The sequence below is a fragment of the Pseudooceanicola antarcticus genome (assembly GCF_900215355.1).
Classification (GTDB): Bacteria; Pseudomonadota; Alphaproteobacteria; order Rhodobacterales; family Rhodobacteraceae; genus Pseudooceanicola; species Pseudooceanicola antarcticus.
The window spans coordinates 124,082-139,242 of record NZ_OBEA01000008.1; the positions used below are offsets into that span (position 1 = coordinate 124,082).

The 15,161-nt window shown below is 66.2% G+C and carries 14 protein-coding genes and 1 pseudogene; 6 read left to right on the plus strand and 9 right to left on the minus strand.

Annotated elements, in window-relative coordinates; genetic code table 11:
* The first annotated feature begins 45 nt into the window (after positions 1–45).
* Positions 46–783 (plus strand): adenosylcobinamide-GDP ribazoletransferase, encoded by a 738-nt coding sequence (gene cobS, locus CRO50_RS18075; RefSeq protein ID WP_097147345.1) that lies wholly within the window; start codon positions 46–48, stop codon positions 781–783.
* A gap of 97 nt (positions 784–880) precedes the next feature.
* Here cobS and CRO50_RS18080 read toward each other — a convergent pair whose 3' ends face one another.
* The 5 genes and pseudogenes from CRO50_RS18080 to CRO50_RS18100 form a co-directional block, all read right to left on the minus strand.
* A complete protein-coding gene (locus tag CRO50_RS18080; protein ID WP_097147346.1) occupies positions 881–1,393 on the minus strand; it encodes a CarD family transcriptional regulator in 513 nt (170 codons plus the stop codon).
* Positions 1,394–1,616: 223 nt separating this feature from the next.
* A complete protein-coding gene (gene fdxA / locus CRO50_RS18085) occupies positions 1,617–1,955 on the minus strand; it encodes a ferredoxin FdxA (RefSeq protein WP_097147347.1) in 339 nt (112 codons plus the stop codon).
* Between the two features lie 50 nt (positions 1,956–2,005).
* Complete coding sequence (locus CRO50_RS18090) at positions 2,006–2,386, minus strand: RNA-binding S4 domain-containing protein (protein WP_232617683.1); 381 nt, start codon at positions 2,384–2,386, stop codon at positions 2,006–2,008.
* Between the two features lie 3 nt (positions 2,387–2,389).
* Positions 2,390–5,267, minus strand: a pseudogene (locus CRO50_RS18095) (helicase-related protein).
* Between the two features lie 30 nt (positions 5,268–5,297).
* The gene (locus CRO50_RS18100) at positions 5,298–5,789 is read right to left on the minus strand and encodes a tetratricopeptide repeat protein (RefSeq protein WP_232617682.1); all 492 of its coding nucleotides are present in this window, start codon (positions 5,787–5,789) and stop codon (positions 5,298–5,300) included.
* Between the two features lie 180 nt (positions 5,790–5,969).
* Between CRO50_RS18100 and CRO50_RS18105 the strand changes: the two genes are divergently transcribed.
* The 4 genes from CRO50_RS18105 (at position 5,970) to CRO50_RS18120 (ending at position 9,713) form a co-directional block, all read left to right on the plus strand.
* Positions 5,970–6,266 carry an SCP2 sterol-binding domain-containing protein gene (locus tag CRO50_RS18105; protein WP_097147349.1) on the plus strand — a complete coding sequence of 99 codons (297 nt, stop codon included), beginning with the start codon at positions 5,970–5,972 and terminating at the stop codon, positions 6,264–6,266.
* A gap of 109 nt (positions 6,267–6,375) precedes the next feature.
* The gene (locus tag CRO50_RS18110; RefSeq protein WP_332835678.1) at positions 6,376–7,356 is read left to right on the plus strand and encodes an alpha/beta fold hydrolase; all 981 of its coding nucleotides are present in this window, start codon (positions 6,376–6,378) and stop codon (positions 7,354–7,356) included.
* Between the two features lie 268 nt (positions 7,357–7,624).
* Positions 7,625–9,478: a M3 family oligoendopeptidase gene (locus tag CRO50_RS18115; RefSeq protein WP_097147350.1), complete on the plus strand. Its 1,854-nt coding sequence runs from the start codon at positions 7,625–7,627 to the stop codon at positions 9,476–9,478.
* Position 9,479: 1 nt separating this feature from the next.
* Complete coding sequence (locus CRO50_RS18120; RefSeq protein ID WP_097147351.1) at positions 9,480–9,713, plus strand: hypothetical protein; 234 nt, start codon at positions 9,480–9,482, stop codon at positions 9,711–9,713.
* A gap of 112 nt (positions 9,714–9,825) precedes the next feature.
* Here CRO50_RS18120 and CRO50_RS18125 read toward each other — a convergent pair whose 3' ends face one another.
* The 3 genes from CRO50_RS18125 to CRO50_RS18135 form a co-directional block, all read right to left on the minus strand.
* Positions 9,826–10,791, minus strand: a complete 966-nt coding sequence (locus CRO50_RS18125; protein WP_097147352.1) for a Gfo/Idh/MocA family protein — start codon at positions 10,789–10,791, stop codon at positions 9,826–9,828.
* Positions 10,792–10,902: 111 nt separating this feature from the next.
* Positions 10,903–11,799: an RNA polymerase sigma factor RpoH gene (rpoH, locus tag CRO50_RS18130; protein WP_097147353.1), complete on the minus strand. Its 897-nt coding sequence runs from the start codon at positions 11,797–11,799 to the stop codon at positions 10,903–10,905.
* Positions 11,800–12,057: 258 nt separating this feature from the next.
* Positions 12,058–13,110: an RluA family pseudouridine synthase gene (locus CRO50_RS18135; RefSeq protein WP_097147354.1), complete on the minus strand. Its 1,053-nt coding sequence runs from the start codon at positions 13,108–13,110 to the stop codon at positions 12,058–12,060.
* On the opposite strand from CRO50_RS18135, the gene CRO50_RS18140 reads away from it, so the two are divergent.
* Positions 13,109–13,429 (plus strand): DUF6476 family protein, encoded by a 321-nt coding sequence (locus CRO50_RS18140; RefSeq protein WP_179747320.1) that lies wholly within the window; start codon positions 13,109–13,111, stop codon positions 13,427–13,429. The two genes, CRO50_RS18135 and CRO50_RS18140, sit on opposite strands and share 2 nt — an antisense overlap.
* A 214-nt stretch (positions 13,430–13,643) precedes the next feature.
* Here CRO50_RS18140 and sthA read toward each other — a convergent pair whose 3' ends face one another.
* Positions 13,644–15,035, minus strand: a complete 1,392-nt coding sequence (gene sthA, locus CRO50_RS18145; RefSeq protein WP_097147355.1) for a Si-specific NAD(P)(+) transhydrogenase — start codon at positions 15,033–15,035, stop codon at positions 13,644–13,646.
* Positions 15,036–15,161: the final 126 nt, after the last annotated feature.

A 15,161-nucleotide genomic window follows, 5' to 3' on the forward strand; every position in this document is an offset into this window, starting at 1 on the left:
GCTTTGGCACGTGTCTAAACCCTGACGAAACTGGAGCAAGCCCCAATGAATGCGCGCAGCCTGTGGAACGATCTGCTCTCTGCCCTCGGTCTGTTGAGCCGCCTGCCCCTGCCCCGCCACGAGAGCCGGGGCGCGGAGGCCGCCTGGGCCTATCCGCTGGCCGGGCTGGTGCTGGGGCTGATCGCCTGTCTTGCCGGGCTGCTGGCGCTTGGCCTGTCGCTGCCCCCCGCTGCTGCCGCCCTGATCTGTCTCGGCACTGCCGTGGCCTTGACCGGCGCGCTTCACGAGGACGGGCTGGCCGATGTGGCGGATGGCTTCTGGGGCGGCGCCAGCCTCTCGCGGCGGCTGGAGATCATGAAGGACAGCCATATCGGCGCCTATGGGGTCGTGGCTCTGGTGCTGGGGCTGCTGGCCCGTTTCACCGCGCTCGCGGCGCTCTTCGGCATGGCCGGCGGGCTCTGGGCGGTGATCGCGGCGGCGGTGATGTCGCGGGCGGCGATGGTGGTGCTGATGGCCGCCCTGCCCCATGCGCGGGACAACGGGCTGGCCCGTTCGGTCGGACAGCCCTCGGCCGGGGTGGCCCTGACGGCGGCGTTGATCGGCGCTGTCTTCGCCTACCTCTGCCTTGGCTGGCATGGCAGCGCCGCGATCCTCTCGGTGGCCCTGATCAGCCTCGGCATGGCGCGCCTGGCGCAGGCCAAGATCGGCGGCCAGACCGGCGATCTGCTGGGCGCGACCCAGCAGGTGACCGAGATCGCGGTGCTCTTCGTCGCCATCGCCTGAGCGCGCCGGACGGTACGTGATCCGCAGGAGCAACGGCCCAAAAGAAAAGAGCCGCGACCTTGCGGTGCGGCTCTTTCCGGAAAGGTGCAGAGGCTGATCAGGCGGCGGCGCGGCTGACCAGGACTTCGTCGACCTGCTTGGCGGCGGCCACTTCGTCGCCACCGGCAACGGCAGCCACTTCACGGGTCAGACGCTCGAGCGCGGCTTCATAGAGCTGACGCTCGGAATAGGACTGCTCGCGCTGGTCGTCGCTGCGGTGCAGGTCGCGCACCACTTCGGCGATGGCGATCAGATCACCGGAGTTGATCTTCTGTTCGTATTCCTGGGCGCGACGCGACCACATGGCGCGCTTCACCTTGGCCTTGCCCTTCAGCGTCTTCATCGCCTGGCTCACCACGTCGGGGGTCGAGAGGGAACGCATCCCGATCTCGGTCGCCTTGTTGGTGGGCACGCGCAGGGTCATCTTGTCCTTCTCGAAGGAAATCACGAAGAGTTCCAACTGGATGCCCGCGATCTCCTGGCTTTCGATCGAGACAATCTGGCCGACGCCATGAGCCGGGTAGACAACGTAATCGTTGGGGCGGAACTCGGATTTTTTAGTCTTGGTCATAGAGCTTCTTCCTCACATACCCAGGCGTCAGAGGGCACAAGAACACTCGGCGCCGTCGAAGCGGCACCAAGCGCGCGATTGCATCTCGTCAGATCAGGAACCCTTGGTCAGCAGCGCCCAGGGTTCTGGCAGGGGCGGTCTTTGTCATGTGTAACAAAGGTGTATAGCACAGAATCACCCCAAAAAGAAGGGTGTGACGCGATTCTGCGACGCTACGTGCCGATCAGCCGCCTTCGCCGGGTGCCTCGGAGAAGTATTTCTCGAGCTTGCCAGCCTCGCCGTCACGCTCCGCAGCGGTCGGCATGGGATCCTTCTTGGTGATGATCACCGGCCAGAGCTCAGCGTATTTGCGGTTGAATTCAACCCATTGCTCCATATCCGGCTCAGTGTCGGGACGGATGGCATCCGCCGGGCACTCGGGCTCGCAGACACCGCAGTCAATGCACTCGTCGGGATGGATCACCAGGGTGTTCTCGCCTTCATAGAAGCAATCCACCGGACAGACTTCGACGCAGTCGGTGTATTTACAGGCGATGCAATTATCGGTGACGACGTAGGTCATGGCTTACTCTCGGAGAACAGTCAGAGGACTAGCTAGACCACTGTTTGTAATCATTCAAGCGGTCCGCGGCGTTCAAGATCGAGTTTCCTGCGGTCGCGCTTGGTGGGACGAGAATTGCCCTCGATCCGGGCAATTGGTGGAACAGGTTTCTCCTGCTCCTCGGGCGGGGAAAGGTCGTCATAGAGGCCCTGGGCCTCGGGCGCGGGGCCGCGGCGGGTGCCGATGGCGACGATCTTCACCACCCTGACAAGACGGCCCTGCGGGAAGGTCAGCACATCGCCCGGCCCGACCGAGTAAGAGGCCTTGGCCGCGCGATTGCCGTTGACCCGCAGATGCCCCCCGGTGACGCAGGCGGCGGCGAGGCTGCGGCTCTTGAAGAACCGTGCCTGCCACAACCATTTGTCCACGCGGATGCGGGGGGCCGTCTCCAAGGATCAGTCCTTGGTCTTCAGGCCCATGAGCGCCGCCGCGAAGGGATTGTCCGGGTCGATCCGGTCCTTCTTCTTCGGCGGAGCGGCCTCGAAGGTCTTGGCCTTGTTGCCACCGCCCTTGCGGTCGCCCTTGGGCTTGCCACCCTTGCGGTCGCCCCTGGGACGGTCGCCCTTGGGACCACGGCCCTGGCGCTGCTCGCCCTGGGGACGTTCGCCACCACGGCCACGGCCACGCTGGCCGTCGCGGTTCTGACGCGCGGCACGGCCGGCCCAGGTGAAGGTGAAGAAGACCTCCTGCTCGGCCTCGCCTACGGCCTCGGTCGCCTCTGCGGGGGTCTCCGCAGGGGTCTCGGCAGCGGGTTCGGCGGGCGCTTCGGCAGCAGTTTCGGCAGGTGCCTCGGCTGCGGTCTCGGAGGGCGTCTCCGGGGCCTCGGGCGCAGCTTCGCCCTCGGCGGCAGCCTCAGCGGCGGGCGCTTCGGGTGCAGTTGCTTCGGGGGCGGCTTTCACCTTCTCCCGTTCACCCTTCTCGGCCTTGTAGCCCAGACCCTGCATGAGGTCGGCGAACTGCTCGAGCGTCATGCCGGTGATCGAGAGCATGTCGGCCTTGGCCTCGAAGCCGCCACGGCTGTCTTCGCTGCGCAGCATGTCGGCCAGGCGTTCGAGCATGTCGATGCGGATGGCGCGTTCGCCGGCGGCACGGTAGCCGGCCATGGCGAAATAGCCCTGCGGCAGGTCCTTCTCGGCGGGCACGGTCACCAGGCCCGGAGGCGGCGCCTCGGGGAATTCCTGCAGGTCCTTGGACAGCGACCACAGCACAAGGCGCAGGCGCGTCGGAGCGGGCTTGAGCAGAAGCGGCATGAAGATCGTGTACTGGCCGAAACGGATGCCATGCTTGCGCAGGGCGCCACGGGCGTCCTGGTCCAGCTGCTTCACGTCATCGGCGACCTCGCCACGGGGCAGGATGCCCAGGCTCTCGACCATCCGGAAGCCGAAGCCTCGGGCCAGGCCGGTCAGGGTCTCATCGCGCTGCAGGTTGACCAGCGGCTCGAAGAGCGCGGCCACCTTGCGGTCGATGAAATGCTGCAGGCGGCGCTGCACCTTCTGGGCAACGTCCGGTCCGGCTTCCTCATCGACGAAGGCCACGACCTGCGGCTTCATGGGCTCAGCGCCCGCCGCAAGCTTGCCGACCGCCTGGTCGCCCCACATCAGACCACCCTGTTCGGTGAAGTCGATCTCGGTATCCGGGGCGTTGTAGAAACGATCCGCCCGGAGGTTGAAATGGGGGATAAGAGCCTGGAGGCTGGCCTGGCGGAGGGTCTTGGCCTCCTGCCCTTCGGCTTCCTTGTCCTGTCGGAAGCGGAAGCCTTCCAGACGGCCCACGAATTCGCCTTCGACGGTCACTTCGCCGGTATCACTCACATCGGCCAAGAGGGCCTCCTTCTGCTTGAGCCGCCGCATCAGAACACTGGTGCGCCGGTCCACAAATCTTTGGGTCAGACGCGCGTGAAGCGCATCCGACAAGCGGTCTTCTACCGCGCGAGTTGCGTCGCGCCAATGACTTTCGTCATCTACCCAGCCATTGCGCTGCGCGACATAGGTCCATGTGCGGATGAAGGCCAGCCGTTTCGAGAGCGTGTCGATATCGCCCTCGGTTCGGTCGATGCGCCGGATCTGCGTCGCCAGCCAGTCATCCGGCACCCGCCCGCTCTCGTGCAGGAAGCCATAGATCCGGGTCAGCAGACCGGCGTGTTCGGCATGGCTGATACCCCGGAAATCGGGGATGCGGCAGACATCCCAGAGCAGTCGCATGGCGCTGGTCGAGGTCGCCCGCGCCCGCACCTCGGCATCCGAGGCCATGGACTTCAGCGCGATCAGGTCATCGGCCTCGCGCGCCCTCAGCAGGCGCTCGTCCTGGGGGGGCCACCTCCAGCGAGGCGATCAGCGGATCAATGCCGGCGAAGTTGAGCTGCGGGTTGCGCCACTGCAGTTTGCGCACCGGAGCGAAGCGATGCGACATGATCGCCTCGGCCAGTTCCGGCGGCAGCGAGCCCGCCTCGCCAGTGACCCCGAAGGTGCCATCGGACATGCCCCGTCCCGCCCGGCCGGCAATCTGGCCCATTTCATGGGGAAAGAGCTCTCTCATCCGGCGGCCGTCGAACTTGGTCAGGGCCGAGAAGGCCACGTGGCGCACGTCCAGGTTCAGGCCCATGCCGATGGCATCGGTGGCCACCAGGTAGTCCACGTCGCCATTCTGGTAGAGCTCGACCTGGGCGTTGCGGGTGCGCGGGCTGAGCGCGCCCATCACCACAGCCGCGCCGCCCTTCTGGCGGCGGATCAGCTCGGCCATGGCGTAGATGTTGTCGACCGAGAACCCCACCACCGCCGAGCGCGTCGGCAGCCGGGCGATCTTGCGCCCGCCGGCATAGGTCAGCTCGGACATGCGCTCCCGGCGGATGAACTGCGTCTCGGGCAGCAGGTCGGCGATGACCCCGCGCATGGAATGCGAGCCCAGGAACATCGTCTCGACCAGCCCGCGCGAGCGCAGCAGCCGGTCTGTGAAGACATGACCGCGCTCGGGGTCAGCGCAAAGCTGAATCTCGTCCACCGCCAGGAAATCGCAGCCCATGCCCTCGGGCATGGCCTCGACCGTGCAGACCCAATACTTGGTCCGCGGCGGCACGATGCGCTCTTCTCCGGTGACCAGGGCCACCACCGAGGGGCCGCGCGCGGCGACGATTCGGTCATAGACCTCGCGCGCCAGCAATCGCAGCGGCAACCCGATGATGCCGGTACGGTGACCGAGCATCCGCTCGATCGCATAATGGGTCTTGCCGGTATTTGTCGGCCCGAGGACCGCAGTGATCCTGCCCTTTGGGGACATTCCCTGCCCTCTCCGCCAGTGCGTTCAGGCTCAGATATCGCTGCCCGAGACCCGAGGTGCAAGCCGGTCGCGTCCCGCGAGCGAGTCTTCATGCGCCGGATAGATCTTCAGGATGGCGCTGTAACCCGCGTGGGCGGCATCGATCCGGCCGGTTTCCTCGAGCACCACGGCCAGCCCGTAGGCGCTTTGGAAATTGAGCGGATTGAGCGCCAGCGCCTGTTCCAGATCGGCCTGGGCCAGGCCCAGTTCCTCCATTCGGAAGAAGGCCATGGCCCGCATGTGCCAGCCTTCGGCGAAACCCGGCGCATGGTCGATCAGGGCCGAGAAATGGCCCACGGCCTGGTCCAGATCTCCGCGTTCGAGGGCGTCGCGGCCCTTGCGCAGCAGCAGATCCATCGAGGACGAGCCCGAGCTCGACCAGATCAGTTCAAGCTCGCGCACGATTTGCCGGGCTTCGGCGGCATCGGCCTCTGCCAGCGCGGCAATGAGCGGTTCTGCCGCCCTCGCCTGGGGGCCCGCCACCGAGGAGGTGACCGAATCGTCGGCCCGCCCTAGACTGGGGGGCAGCAGGAATAACGCTGCGGCAAAAATGGCCAAAGCCGATTTGAGATGTCGATTGAAAGCGCTCATGACGCCTATAAGTGTAGCGCGAGAGAGCGGGTTTGAGACCCCCTGATCATTTAAAATTGAAGGAAGCGCGACATGAGCGAAGTCATCTCTGCAGCCGTGGCGGCACTGAACGAGAAGCTGTCCGGCGAAGATATGGATTTCACGGCGAAATTCGCAATCGAGGACGAGGGCGAGATCTTCGTCAGCTCCGAGGGCGCGCGTCCCGCCGAAGAGGGCGACGAGGCCGATGTGACCCTCAGCGCCGACGTGGAAACTTTCCAGGACATGCTTTCGGGAGATCTTAACCCGACCACGGCTTTCATGACCGGCAAGCTCAGCGTCGACGGCGACATGGGCGCGGCGATGAAGCTGGGCTCCGTTCTGGGCTGAGGCGACCGGCCCGCGACGGACGCCAGCACGCGCCAGGGTACTGCGGGCCGGCAGCCGCCGGCCCCAGGCTGCATCGGGAGGAACCCGCAGCCCGCATCGGGAGGAATACGTGACCAGTATCGACTTGCAAGACGCGCCGCTTTTCGAGGAACACGCCGATGCGCCGGCGGGCGGTTTCGCCCGCTGGGTCAAGGCGCGGGACGGGGTCCGGCTGCGGCTGGTCCACTGGCCGCTGCAGGGGTCCAAGGGCACCGTGCTGCTCTTTCCCGGCCGCACCGAATACGCAGAGAAATACGGTCGCGCGGCGACGGACTTTGCCGCCCGCGGCTTTGCCACGCTGACTGTGGACTGGCGCGGCCAGGGTCTGGCCGACCGGGTCGCGGGCGATCCGGCGCTTGGCCATGTGGCGCGCTTTTCGGAATACCAGATGGATGTCGAGGCCCTGCTGTCCGCCCTCCCCGGCATGGGCGTCGAGGGGCCGCTGTTCCTGCTGGCCCATTCCATGGGCGGCTGCATCGGGCTGCGCGCCCTGCACGAGGGCCTGCCGGTCAAGGCCGCGGCCTTCACGGCGCCGATGTGGGGGATCGAGCTGCCCGCCTTCCTGCGCCCGATCGCCTGGATGCTCTCCAGCACCTCGCATTACCTGGGCATGGCCGAAACGCTTTCGCCGGGCACCAAGTCCGAAACCTACGTGCTGTTCGAGCCTTTCGAGGCCAACAAGCTGACCACCGACCGCGGGATGTACGACTACATGCGCCGCCAGGCCCAGGCCCATCCCGAGCTGATGATCGGCGGGCCGACGATGAAGTGGCTGAACGAGGCCCTGCGCGAGATGCTTCGCCTGGCGCGCATGCCCTCGCCCGCGGTGCCCTGCCTGACCTTCCTCGGCTCGCTGGAAAGCATCGTCTCACCGCAGCGTATCCGCGACCGCATGGCCGCCTGGCCCGGCGGCAAGCTGGAACTGGTCGAGGGCGCCCGGCACGAAGTCATGATGGAGGGCGATGAAATCCGTCGCCGCACCTTCGACGCCTGCGCCGCCCATTTCGAGGCCCAGCTGACCGGCACGGACGGCAATCGCGCCAGCGCCTGAGGCGATGCGCCTCTGTCAAAGGGCGGGGCAATGCCCCCTTCCACATGCTTTCACCAAGCCGAAGGCAAGGGACAAGAAGCCTGCCGCCGCCCATGGCGCCCGGCGGCTCGGGCCGCCGCGCCCGAGGGGGCTCGATGCCCCCGAGGGCGCCCGCCCCAGGCGGAAAACCCGCCCGTTTCATCCGACCTTCGGCCCTGTGGCCTTGGGCGACCTTGCCCCGCCCCCCATGGGGACCTATGTCTGAATTCCCGAAGTTACTGGAGGTCCCATGCGCAGCCTGCCCTTTGCCGCCCCGTTCCAATCCGGCCATCCCCTGCCCCGCGACGCGAATGCGCTGGCCGGTGAGGGCGACAGCCCCTTCGGTGAGCTGCCCGAATGGGACCTGACCGATCTCTACCCCGCCCCCGATGCAGCCGAGCTGAAGCGCGACCTGGACTGGCTGGAAGAGGCCTGCGCCCGTTTCGCCACCGACTTCGAGGGCAAGCTGGCCGAGCTCGACGCCGAGGGCTTCCTTGATTGCGTCCTGCGCAACGAGAAGATCCAGGCGATCTCGGGCCGGATCATGTCCTACGCGGGCCTGCGCTACTACCAGCTGACCACGGCAGGAGAGCGGGTCAAGTTCATGTCCGACATGCAGGACAAGCTGACCAATTTCACCACGCCGCTGGTCTTCTTCACGCTGGAAATCAACCGCCTGCCCGAAGACCACCTGGACGGGCTCTTCGCCGAGAATGCCGAGCTGGCGCGCTACAAGCCGGTCTTCGACCGCATCCGCGCCATGAAGGACTACCAGCTTTCCGACGAGCTGGAGAAGTTCCTGCACGACCTCGGCGTGGTCGGCGACGCCTGGGAAAAGCTCTTTGACGAGACCATCGCGGGCCTGACCTTCGACATCGACGGCGAGGAGCTGGGCATCGAGGGCACGCTGACCCTGCTGACTGATCACGACCGCGCCAAGCGCGAGGCCGCCGCGCGCGAGCTGGCCCGTGTGCTCAACGCCAACATCCGCACCTTCGCCCGCGTCCACAACACGACCGCCAAGGAGAAGGAGGTCATCGACCGCTGGCGCGGCATGCCGACCGCCCAGACCGGCCGTCACCTGTCGAACCACGTCGAGCCCGAGGTGGTCGAGGCGCTGCGCGATGCCGTGGTCGCCGCCTACCCGCGCCTCAGCCACCGCTACTACGAGCTCAAGCGCAAGTGGCTTGGCCTCGATCGCATGCAGGTCTGGGACCGCAACGCGCCCCTGCCCACCGAAGAGCCCAAGCTGGTCAACTGGGACGAGGCCGAGGCTACGGTGATGGAGGCCTACGAGGGCTTCTCTCCGAAGATGGCCGAGATCGCCAAGCCCTTCTTCACCGATGGCTGGATCGACGCGGGCGTGAAGCCCGGCAAGGCCCCCGGCGCCTTCGCCCACCCCACGGTGACCGAGGTCCATCCCTACGTGATGCTGAACTACCTCGGCAAACCGCGCGACGTGATGACGCTGGCGCATGAGCTGGGCCACGGCGTGCACCAGGTGCTGGCCGCTGGTCAGGGCGAGATGCTCTCGTCGACCCCGCTGACCCTGGCCGAAACGGCCTCGGTCTTCGGCGAGATGCTGACCTTCCGCGCCATGCTCGCCAAGGCCGAGACAAAAGAGCAGAAGAAGACCCTTCTGGCCGGCAAGGTCGAGGACATGATCAACACGGTCGTGCGCCAGATCGCCTTCTACGACTTCGAGTGCAAGCTGCACGAGGCGCGCCGCGGCGGAGAGCTGACGCCCGAGGATATCAACGCGCTCTGGATGTCGGTGCAGGCCGAAAGCCTGGGCCCGGCCTTCGACTTCATGGAGGGCTACGAGACCTACTGGGCCTATGTCCCCCACTTCGTCCACTCGCCCTTCTACGTCTACGCCTATGCCTTCGGCGACGGCCTGGTGAACGCGCTCTACGCGGTTTACGAGGAATCCCCCGAGGGCTTCCAGGACAAGTACTTCGACATGCTGAAGGCCGGTGGCTCGAAGCACCACAAGGAGCTTCTGGCCCCCTTCGGCCTCGACGCGTCCGACCCCGCCTTCTGGGACAAGGGCCTGTCGATGATCGAAGGCTTCATCGACGAGCTGGAGGCGATGGAGGACTGACATGTCCCGGCGCCCGCGCCAATCCTTGAAGAACCGTTTGCGGCGGGCCCTGGTCAGGGTCCGCCGTTTTCTTCCGCCCGGCACGCGCCTGCCCATAGGCCTGCTGCTGATGGCCGGCGGATTGCTGGGCTTCCTGCCCATCCTGGGGTTCTGGATGCTGCCGCTAGGCGTCGCGGTCATCGCGCTGGACGTGGTGCCGTTCTGGCGCTGGCTCCGCGGGCCACGCAAGCGCTGAGCCGGTTCGCTCCCGCGCCTGCCAGGGGCGCGACATTCGGACCCGTGCGCCACGCGTCCGATATGGGCGCAGGCGGCAGGGTGGGTGGAACCCGCCCCGCCGCCCCCGGGACCTAGTCGGCGCTCAGCGCCTGGTCGATCATCGCCTGGGTGCCGCGTGCCGCTTCCAGAGGCCAGGGCCAGCTGGCCTCGCCACGCATCGCGGCACCGAAGGCCTCGACCTGCAGGATGTACTGATCGAAGCGCGGGAAGCGCTCCAGCCGCTCCTCGCCCGCGCGGTTGATGCGCAGCTCCGCCTGAGAGAAATGCAGCGCATTGAAGGGACAGCTCACCACGATGCTGCCCTCGCTGCCGTGGAACTGCATCTCCTGACGGCCCATCATCCGGGTCGAGACCAGCGAATGCAGATCGAAGCCGCCGAAATCGAAGACATTGGCCGAGAGCGTATCGACACCGTGGCGCAGCTCCATCCGTGCATCCTTCATCGCCACGGGTTCCTGGCCGGTGGCAAAGCGCGTGGCGCCGAAGGTATAGACCCCGATGTCACGCAGCCCGCCGCCGCCGGTCTCGGGCTTGTTGCGGATATTGCCCATGTCGGAATTCTCGTAGGTGAACATGGCGTTGACCTGCAGCAGCTCTCCGATCTCGCCCGCGGCCAGCAGCGCCTTGACCCGCTGCCACTGCGGATGATGCACGATCATGAAGGCCTCCGAGGCCAGCAGCCCCGAGGCATCCCGCGCGGCGATCAGCCGGTCGAAATCGGCCTCCTGCATGGCAATCGGCTTTTCGCAAAGCACATGCTTGCCGGCTTCCAGCGCCTTGATCGTCCATTCCACGTGGATGTGGTTCGGCAGCGGAATATAGACCGCGTCGATCTCGGGATCGGCCAGCAGCGCCTCGTAACTGGCGTGATAGCGGATGCCCGGCGCGAAGGCGCGGAACGGGGCGATCTTCTCTTCCGAGGACGAGGCAACGGCGCGGATCTCGGCGCCTTTCGCGGCATGGATCGCGGGCCCCATCACGTTGATGGCAAAATTCGCGGCACCGAGGATGCCCCAGCGGACAGGTTCATGGCTCATGTCTGATATCTCCCTTTGCCCCGACCATACAGCGCCGCGCGCAAAGGAAAACCCGCCCAAACGGGCGGGTTTGCAAAGCTTTGCCGATAGGGGTTTGCAAAGTGCAGCAGGTCAGGCCTGCGCCATCATGCCCTTCTCATCCGCCAGCTCTCGCATGCGGTTCTGCAGCTTCTCGAAGGCCCGCACCTCGATCTGGCGGATACGCTCGCGGCTGACGTCGTATTTCGAAGAAAGATCCTCGAGCGTCACAGTCTCTTCGGTCAGGCGTCGCTGGGTCAGGATGTCCTTCTCGCGGTCGTTCAGCACATCCATCGCCTCGGCCAGCAGGGCACGGCGCGCGTCCAGCTCGTCACGGGCCTCGTAGTCGCTGGCCTGGTCGGCATCCTCGTCCTCCAGCCAGTCCTGCCACTGCATGGTGCTGTCGGCATCCGAGCCGACGGTGGCGTTCAGCGACGCGTCCGACCCCGCCATGCGGCGGTTCATCGAGGTCACCTCAGCCTCGGTCACGCCCAGATCATGGGCGATCTGCTTCACGTGCTCGGGGCGCAGGTCGCCCTCTTCCAGCGCGCCGATACGGGCCTTGGCCTTGCGCAGGTTGAAGAACAGCTTCTTCTGGGCCGAGGTGGTACCCAGCTTCACCAGGCTCCAGGACCGCAGGATGTATTCCTGGATCGAGGCCCGGATCCACCACATGGCGTAGGTCGCCAGGCGGAAGCCCCGCTCGGGATCGAAGCGCTTCACCGCCTGCATCAGACCCACGTTGGCTTCGCTGATCACTTCGGCCTGGGGCAGGCCATAGCCGCGATAGCCCATGGCGATCTTGGCCGCGAGACGCAGGTGGCTGGTGACCAGCTTGTGCGCCGAGGGGGTATCCTGGTCCTCGACCCAACGCTTGGCCAGCATGTATTCCTCTTCCGGCTCCAGCATCGGAAACTTGCGGATTTCCTGCATGTAGCGGTTCAGACCGCCTTCCGGGGACGGTGCCGGCAAATTTGCGTAATTACTCAACTCTCTGTCCTTCCGAGGTTTTTATGCGCCATGTAAACCATCTTAACATGGACATAGGCATGCGGGTGACACGGTTCAACCATCTCTCACCCAAAGCCTAACGCGATATGAAGATTTCGCCCGCGGAAAGCGGCCCAGATGTCAGCCGCTCACGGTGCTTTGTTCGGCCTCACGATACTGCCGCACATCGATTGCCCGCAACGGCCATTTCTGCGCAAATTCGCACAACGGCGGGGCGCAGAAGCAGAGATCGGCAGCTCAGCTTTCGGGAAGCACGTCCAGCAGGGCCTGCATGTCCTCCGGCAGGGGCGCCTCGAAGCGCAGCAGCTCGCCGCTGACCGGATGGGTCACCCCCAGCACCGCCGCATGCAGGGCCTGGCGGGGAAAGGCATCCACCGCGGCTGCCGCTGCGGCCCCAAGCGCCTTGACCGAGGCCTTGCGGCGCCCGCCATAGACCGGATCCCCGACCAGCGCATGACCTGCATGGGCCATGTGCACCCGGATCTGATGGGTGCGCCCGGTCTCCAGCCGGCATTCCACCAGCGCCAGCGCCGGCGGCGTGCCGATCCGCCTAAGCAGCCGCGCCCGCGTCACCGCATGGCGCCCCTGGTCGAAATAGACCGCCTGCTTCTGCCGGTCAGAGCGATGGCGGCCAAGCTGGGTCTGCAGCTTCAGCACCCCGCCCGGCTCGAAGGAGGCCCCTCGGATGCCACGCAGGCGCGGGTCGGCTGGGTCCGGCACGCCGTGGCAAAGCGCCAGGTAGGCGCGCTCGGCGGTGTGTTTCTCGAACTGCGCGGCCAGGGCGTGATGGGCCCGGTCGGACTTGGCCACGACCAGCAGACCCGAGGTCTCCTTGTCGATGCGATGCACGATACCGGGGCGTTTCTCGCCACCGATCCCCGACAGGCTGTCGCCGCAATGGGCCAGCAGCGCATTGACCAGCGTCCCGCCCGGACTGCCGGGCGCCGGATGCACCACCATGCCGGCGGGCTTGTTGACGATCACCATCTCGTCGTCCTCGAAGACGATATCCAGCGGGATCTCTTCCGCCTGGGTCTCGACCGCCACGGCCTCGGGCAGGGTGATCTCGATCAGGTCCCCTTCGGCGACCCTGGCCTTGGGATCACTCAGCACCTCTGTGCCCCGCCGCACCTGGCCCTCGGAAATCAGCCGCGCCAGCCGGGTGCGCGACAGCGAGGCCTGCTCTGGCACATCGCGGGAAAGCGCCTTATCAAGACGCGCAGGCGGATCGGCCTCGATGCGCACCGACAGGACCTGGCCGGAAGGGATCTCGGAGATGGGACGGGACATGCAGCGCGACCTTATGGCGGAACCGGCAGCGGAGCCCGCCAACCTGCGCCTGCTGCGCCGGCTCGTGACCCTGCTTCTGGTGGTAATGATCCTGGGGCTGATAACGCTGGTCGGACTGATTGTCATCCGTTTTGCGCGTCCCCCCGCCCCTGCCCTGCCGGCAGAAATCACCCTGCCCGAAGGCACAAAGGCCGAAGCCGTCACCCAGGGCCGGGGCTGGTACGCCGTCGTCACGGCCGATCAGCGCCTGCTGATCTTCGACACCACCGGCACCCTGCGCCAGGACATCGCCGTGCAAACCGGCCCCACCCTCGATTGACCGCGCGCAATCCGCAAGCGCACTCGAGTATCTTCAGCCTGGTGATGCGACATGCCGTCGGCGCTTCCAGGCACCCTAAGTTTGCAAAGGGCGGGCCCGCGGTTTGCAAATGGCCCCGTCCCGGCCTCCAAAGCCCCTCCAAACATCATCACCAGGCTGAAAATACTCACTCGAACGCCCACCGCAGGGCGACAGGTTCGATCATCCGGGAGCGCTACCCGGCGCCCATCCGGTTCCAGGCATCCAGCCCGGCGACCTTGTAGGCCTCGGCCAGGGTCGGATAGTTGAAGGTATTCTCGACGAAGAAATCCACCGTGCCATGCAGGTTGATCACCGCCTGGCCGATATGGATGAGCTCGGTGGCCCCTTCCCCGACGATATGCGCGCCCAGCAGGCGGCGCGACTTGAGCGAGAAGATCAGCTTCAGGAAGCCCGCATGCACCCCCATGATATGCCCCCGCGACGTCTCGCGGAACCGCGCGATCCCGCATTCATAGGGCTCACCCGAGGCGCGCACCTCTTCCTCGGATTGCCCCACGGTCGAGATCTCGGGCACGGCGTAGATGCCATAGGGGAAGGTCTCGGGCGGCGGCGGAGGCGAAACCTCGAAGGCGTGGCAGGCGGCAACGCGGCCCTGCTCCATCGAAGTCGAGGCCAGCGCCGGGAAGCCGATCACGTCGCCGGCGGCATAGATATTGGGGGCCTCGGTCTGGAAGGTATGGGGGTTCACCTTGAGGCGGCCGCGGCTGTCGGGCTCGATGCCGATGGCGGGCAGGTTCAGCCGCTCGACATTGCCCGCGCGCCCGGCGGCAAAAAGCAGCGTGTCCGAGCGCACCCGCCGCCCGTCGTCCAGCACAAGGTCCACCCCGGTGGGCCCGGTCGAGACCGATTTCACCTTGGCACCCAACCGGATGGTCATGCCCCGGTCGCGCATCTGGTGGATGAAGTCATCGACGATCTCGCGATCGACGAAGCTGAGGATCTCGTCCCGCGCCTCGACCAGGGTCACCGGCACGTCGAGCGCCGAGAAGATCGTGGCATATTCCACCCCGATCACCCCGCCGCCGATCACCGTCATCGAACGCGGGATCCGCTCCAGCTCGAGGATCTCGTCACTGTCGAAGACCCGGCTGCGGTCGAAGGGGATATGGGAGGGGCGATAGGGATGTGTGCCGGTGGCAATCAGCGCCTTGTCGAATTCGACCATGGTGCATTCGCCGGTCTCGGTGCGGATCTCGGCGGTATTGCTGTCGAGAAAGCGCACTTCGCCGAAGCCCGAGCGCACCATGTTGCGCATGAACTGGTGCTGCAGCACCTCGACCTCGTGATCCAGGGTCTTGTGCAGCCGCTGCATCAGGTCGATGGCAGAGATATCCTGCTTCACCCGGTAGCCCTGGCCGTAGAAGCCGCGCTCACGCCAGCCCGAGAGGTTCAGCACCGTCTCGCGCAGGGTCTTCGAAGGGATCGTGCCGGTATGGACCGAGACCCCGCCCAGCCGTCGCCCCTTGTCGACCACCAGCACGCTCTTGCCCAGCTTGGCCGATTGCACCGCCGCGCGGCGCCCGGCGGGCCCCGAGCCGATCACCAGCATGTCGATCCTGTCCATAGGTCCCTCCTGCACGGCCGGTACGGCCCTTCCCGCAGAGAAACGGGTTTGCCCGCATCCGGCAACAGGCGGGACAAGATGCCCGCCCCGGTCCCTCTGCTCGGGCAGCATGTCAGGAAGGCGTTA

Excerpts from the sequence above, each read along its gene's own strand:
- cobS (WP_097147345.1), top strand. The coding sequence starts at position 46 with ATGAATGCGCGCAGCCTGTGGAACGATCTGCTCTCTGCCCTCGGTCTG.
- CRO50_RS18080 (WP_097147346.1), bottom strand. The coding sequence starts at position 1,393 with ATGACCAAGACTAAAAAATCCGAGTTCCGCCCCAACGATTACGTTGTC.
- fdxA (WP_097147347.1), bottom strand. The coding sequence starts at position 1,955 with ATGACCTACGTCGTCACCGATAATTGCATCGCCTGTAAATACACCGAC.
- CRO50_RS18105 (WP_097147349.1), top strand. The coding sequence starts at position 5,970 with ATGAGCGAAGTCATCTCTGCAGCCGTGGCGGCACTGAACGAGAAGCTG.
- CRO50_RS18115 (WP_097147350.1), top strand. The coding sequence starts at position 7,625 with ATGCGCAGCCTGCCCTTTGCCGCCCCGTTCCAATCCGGCCATCCCCTG.
- CRO50_RS18120 (WP_097147351.1), top strand. The coding sequence starts at position 9,480 with ATGTCCCGGCGCCCGCGCCAATCCTTGAAGAACCGTTTGCGGCGGGCC.
- CRO50_RS18125 (WP_097147352.1), bottom strand. The coding sequence starts at position 10,791 with ATGAGCCATGAACCTGTCCGCTGGGGCATCCTCGGTGCCGCGAATTTT.
- CRO50_RS18140 (WP_179747320.1), top strand. The coding sequence starts at position 13,109 with ATGCAGCGCGACCTTATGGCGGAACCGGCAGCGGAGCCCGCCAACCTG.
- CRO50_RS18135 (WP_097147354.1), bottom strand. The coding sequence starts at position 13,110 with ATGTCCCGTCCCATCTCCGAGATCCCTTCCGGCCAGGTCCTGTCGGTG.
- sthA (WP_097147355.1), bottom strand. The coding sequence starts at position 15,035 with ATGGACAGGATCGACATGCTGGTGATCGGCTCGGGGCCCGCCGGGCGC.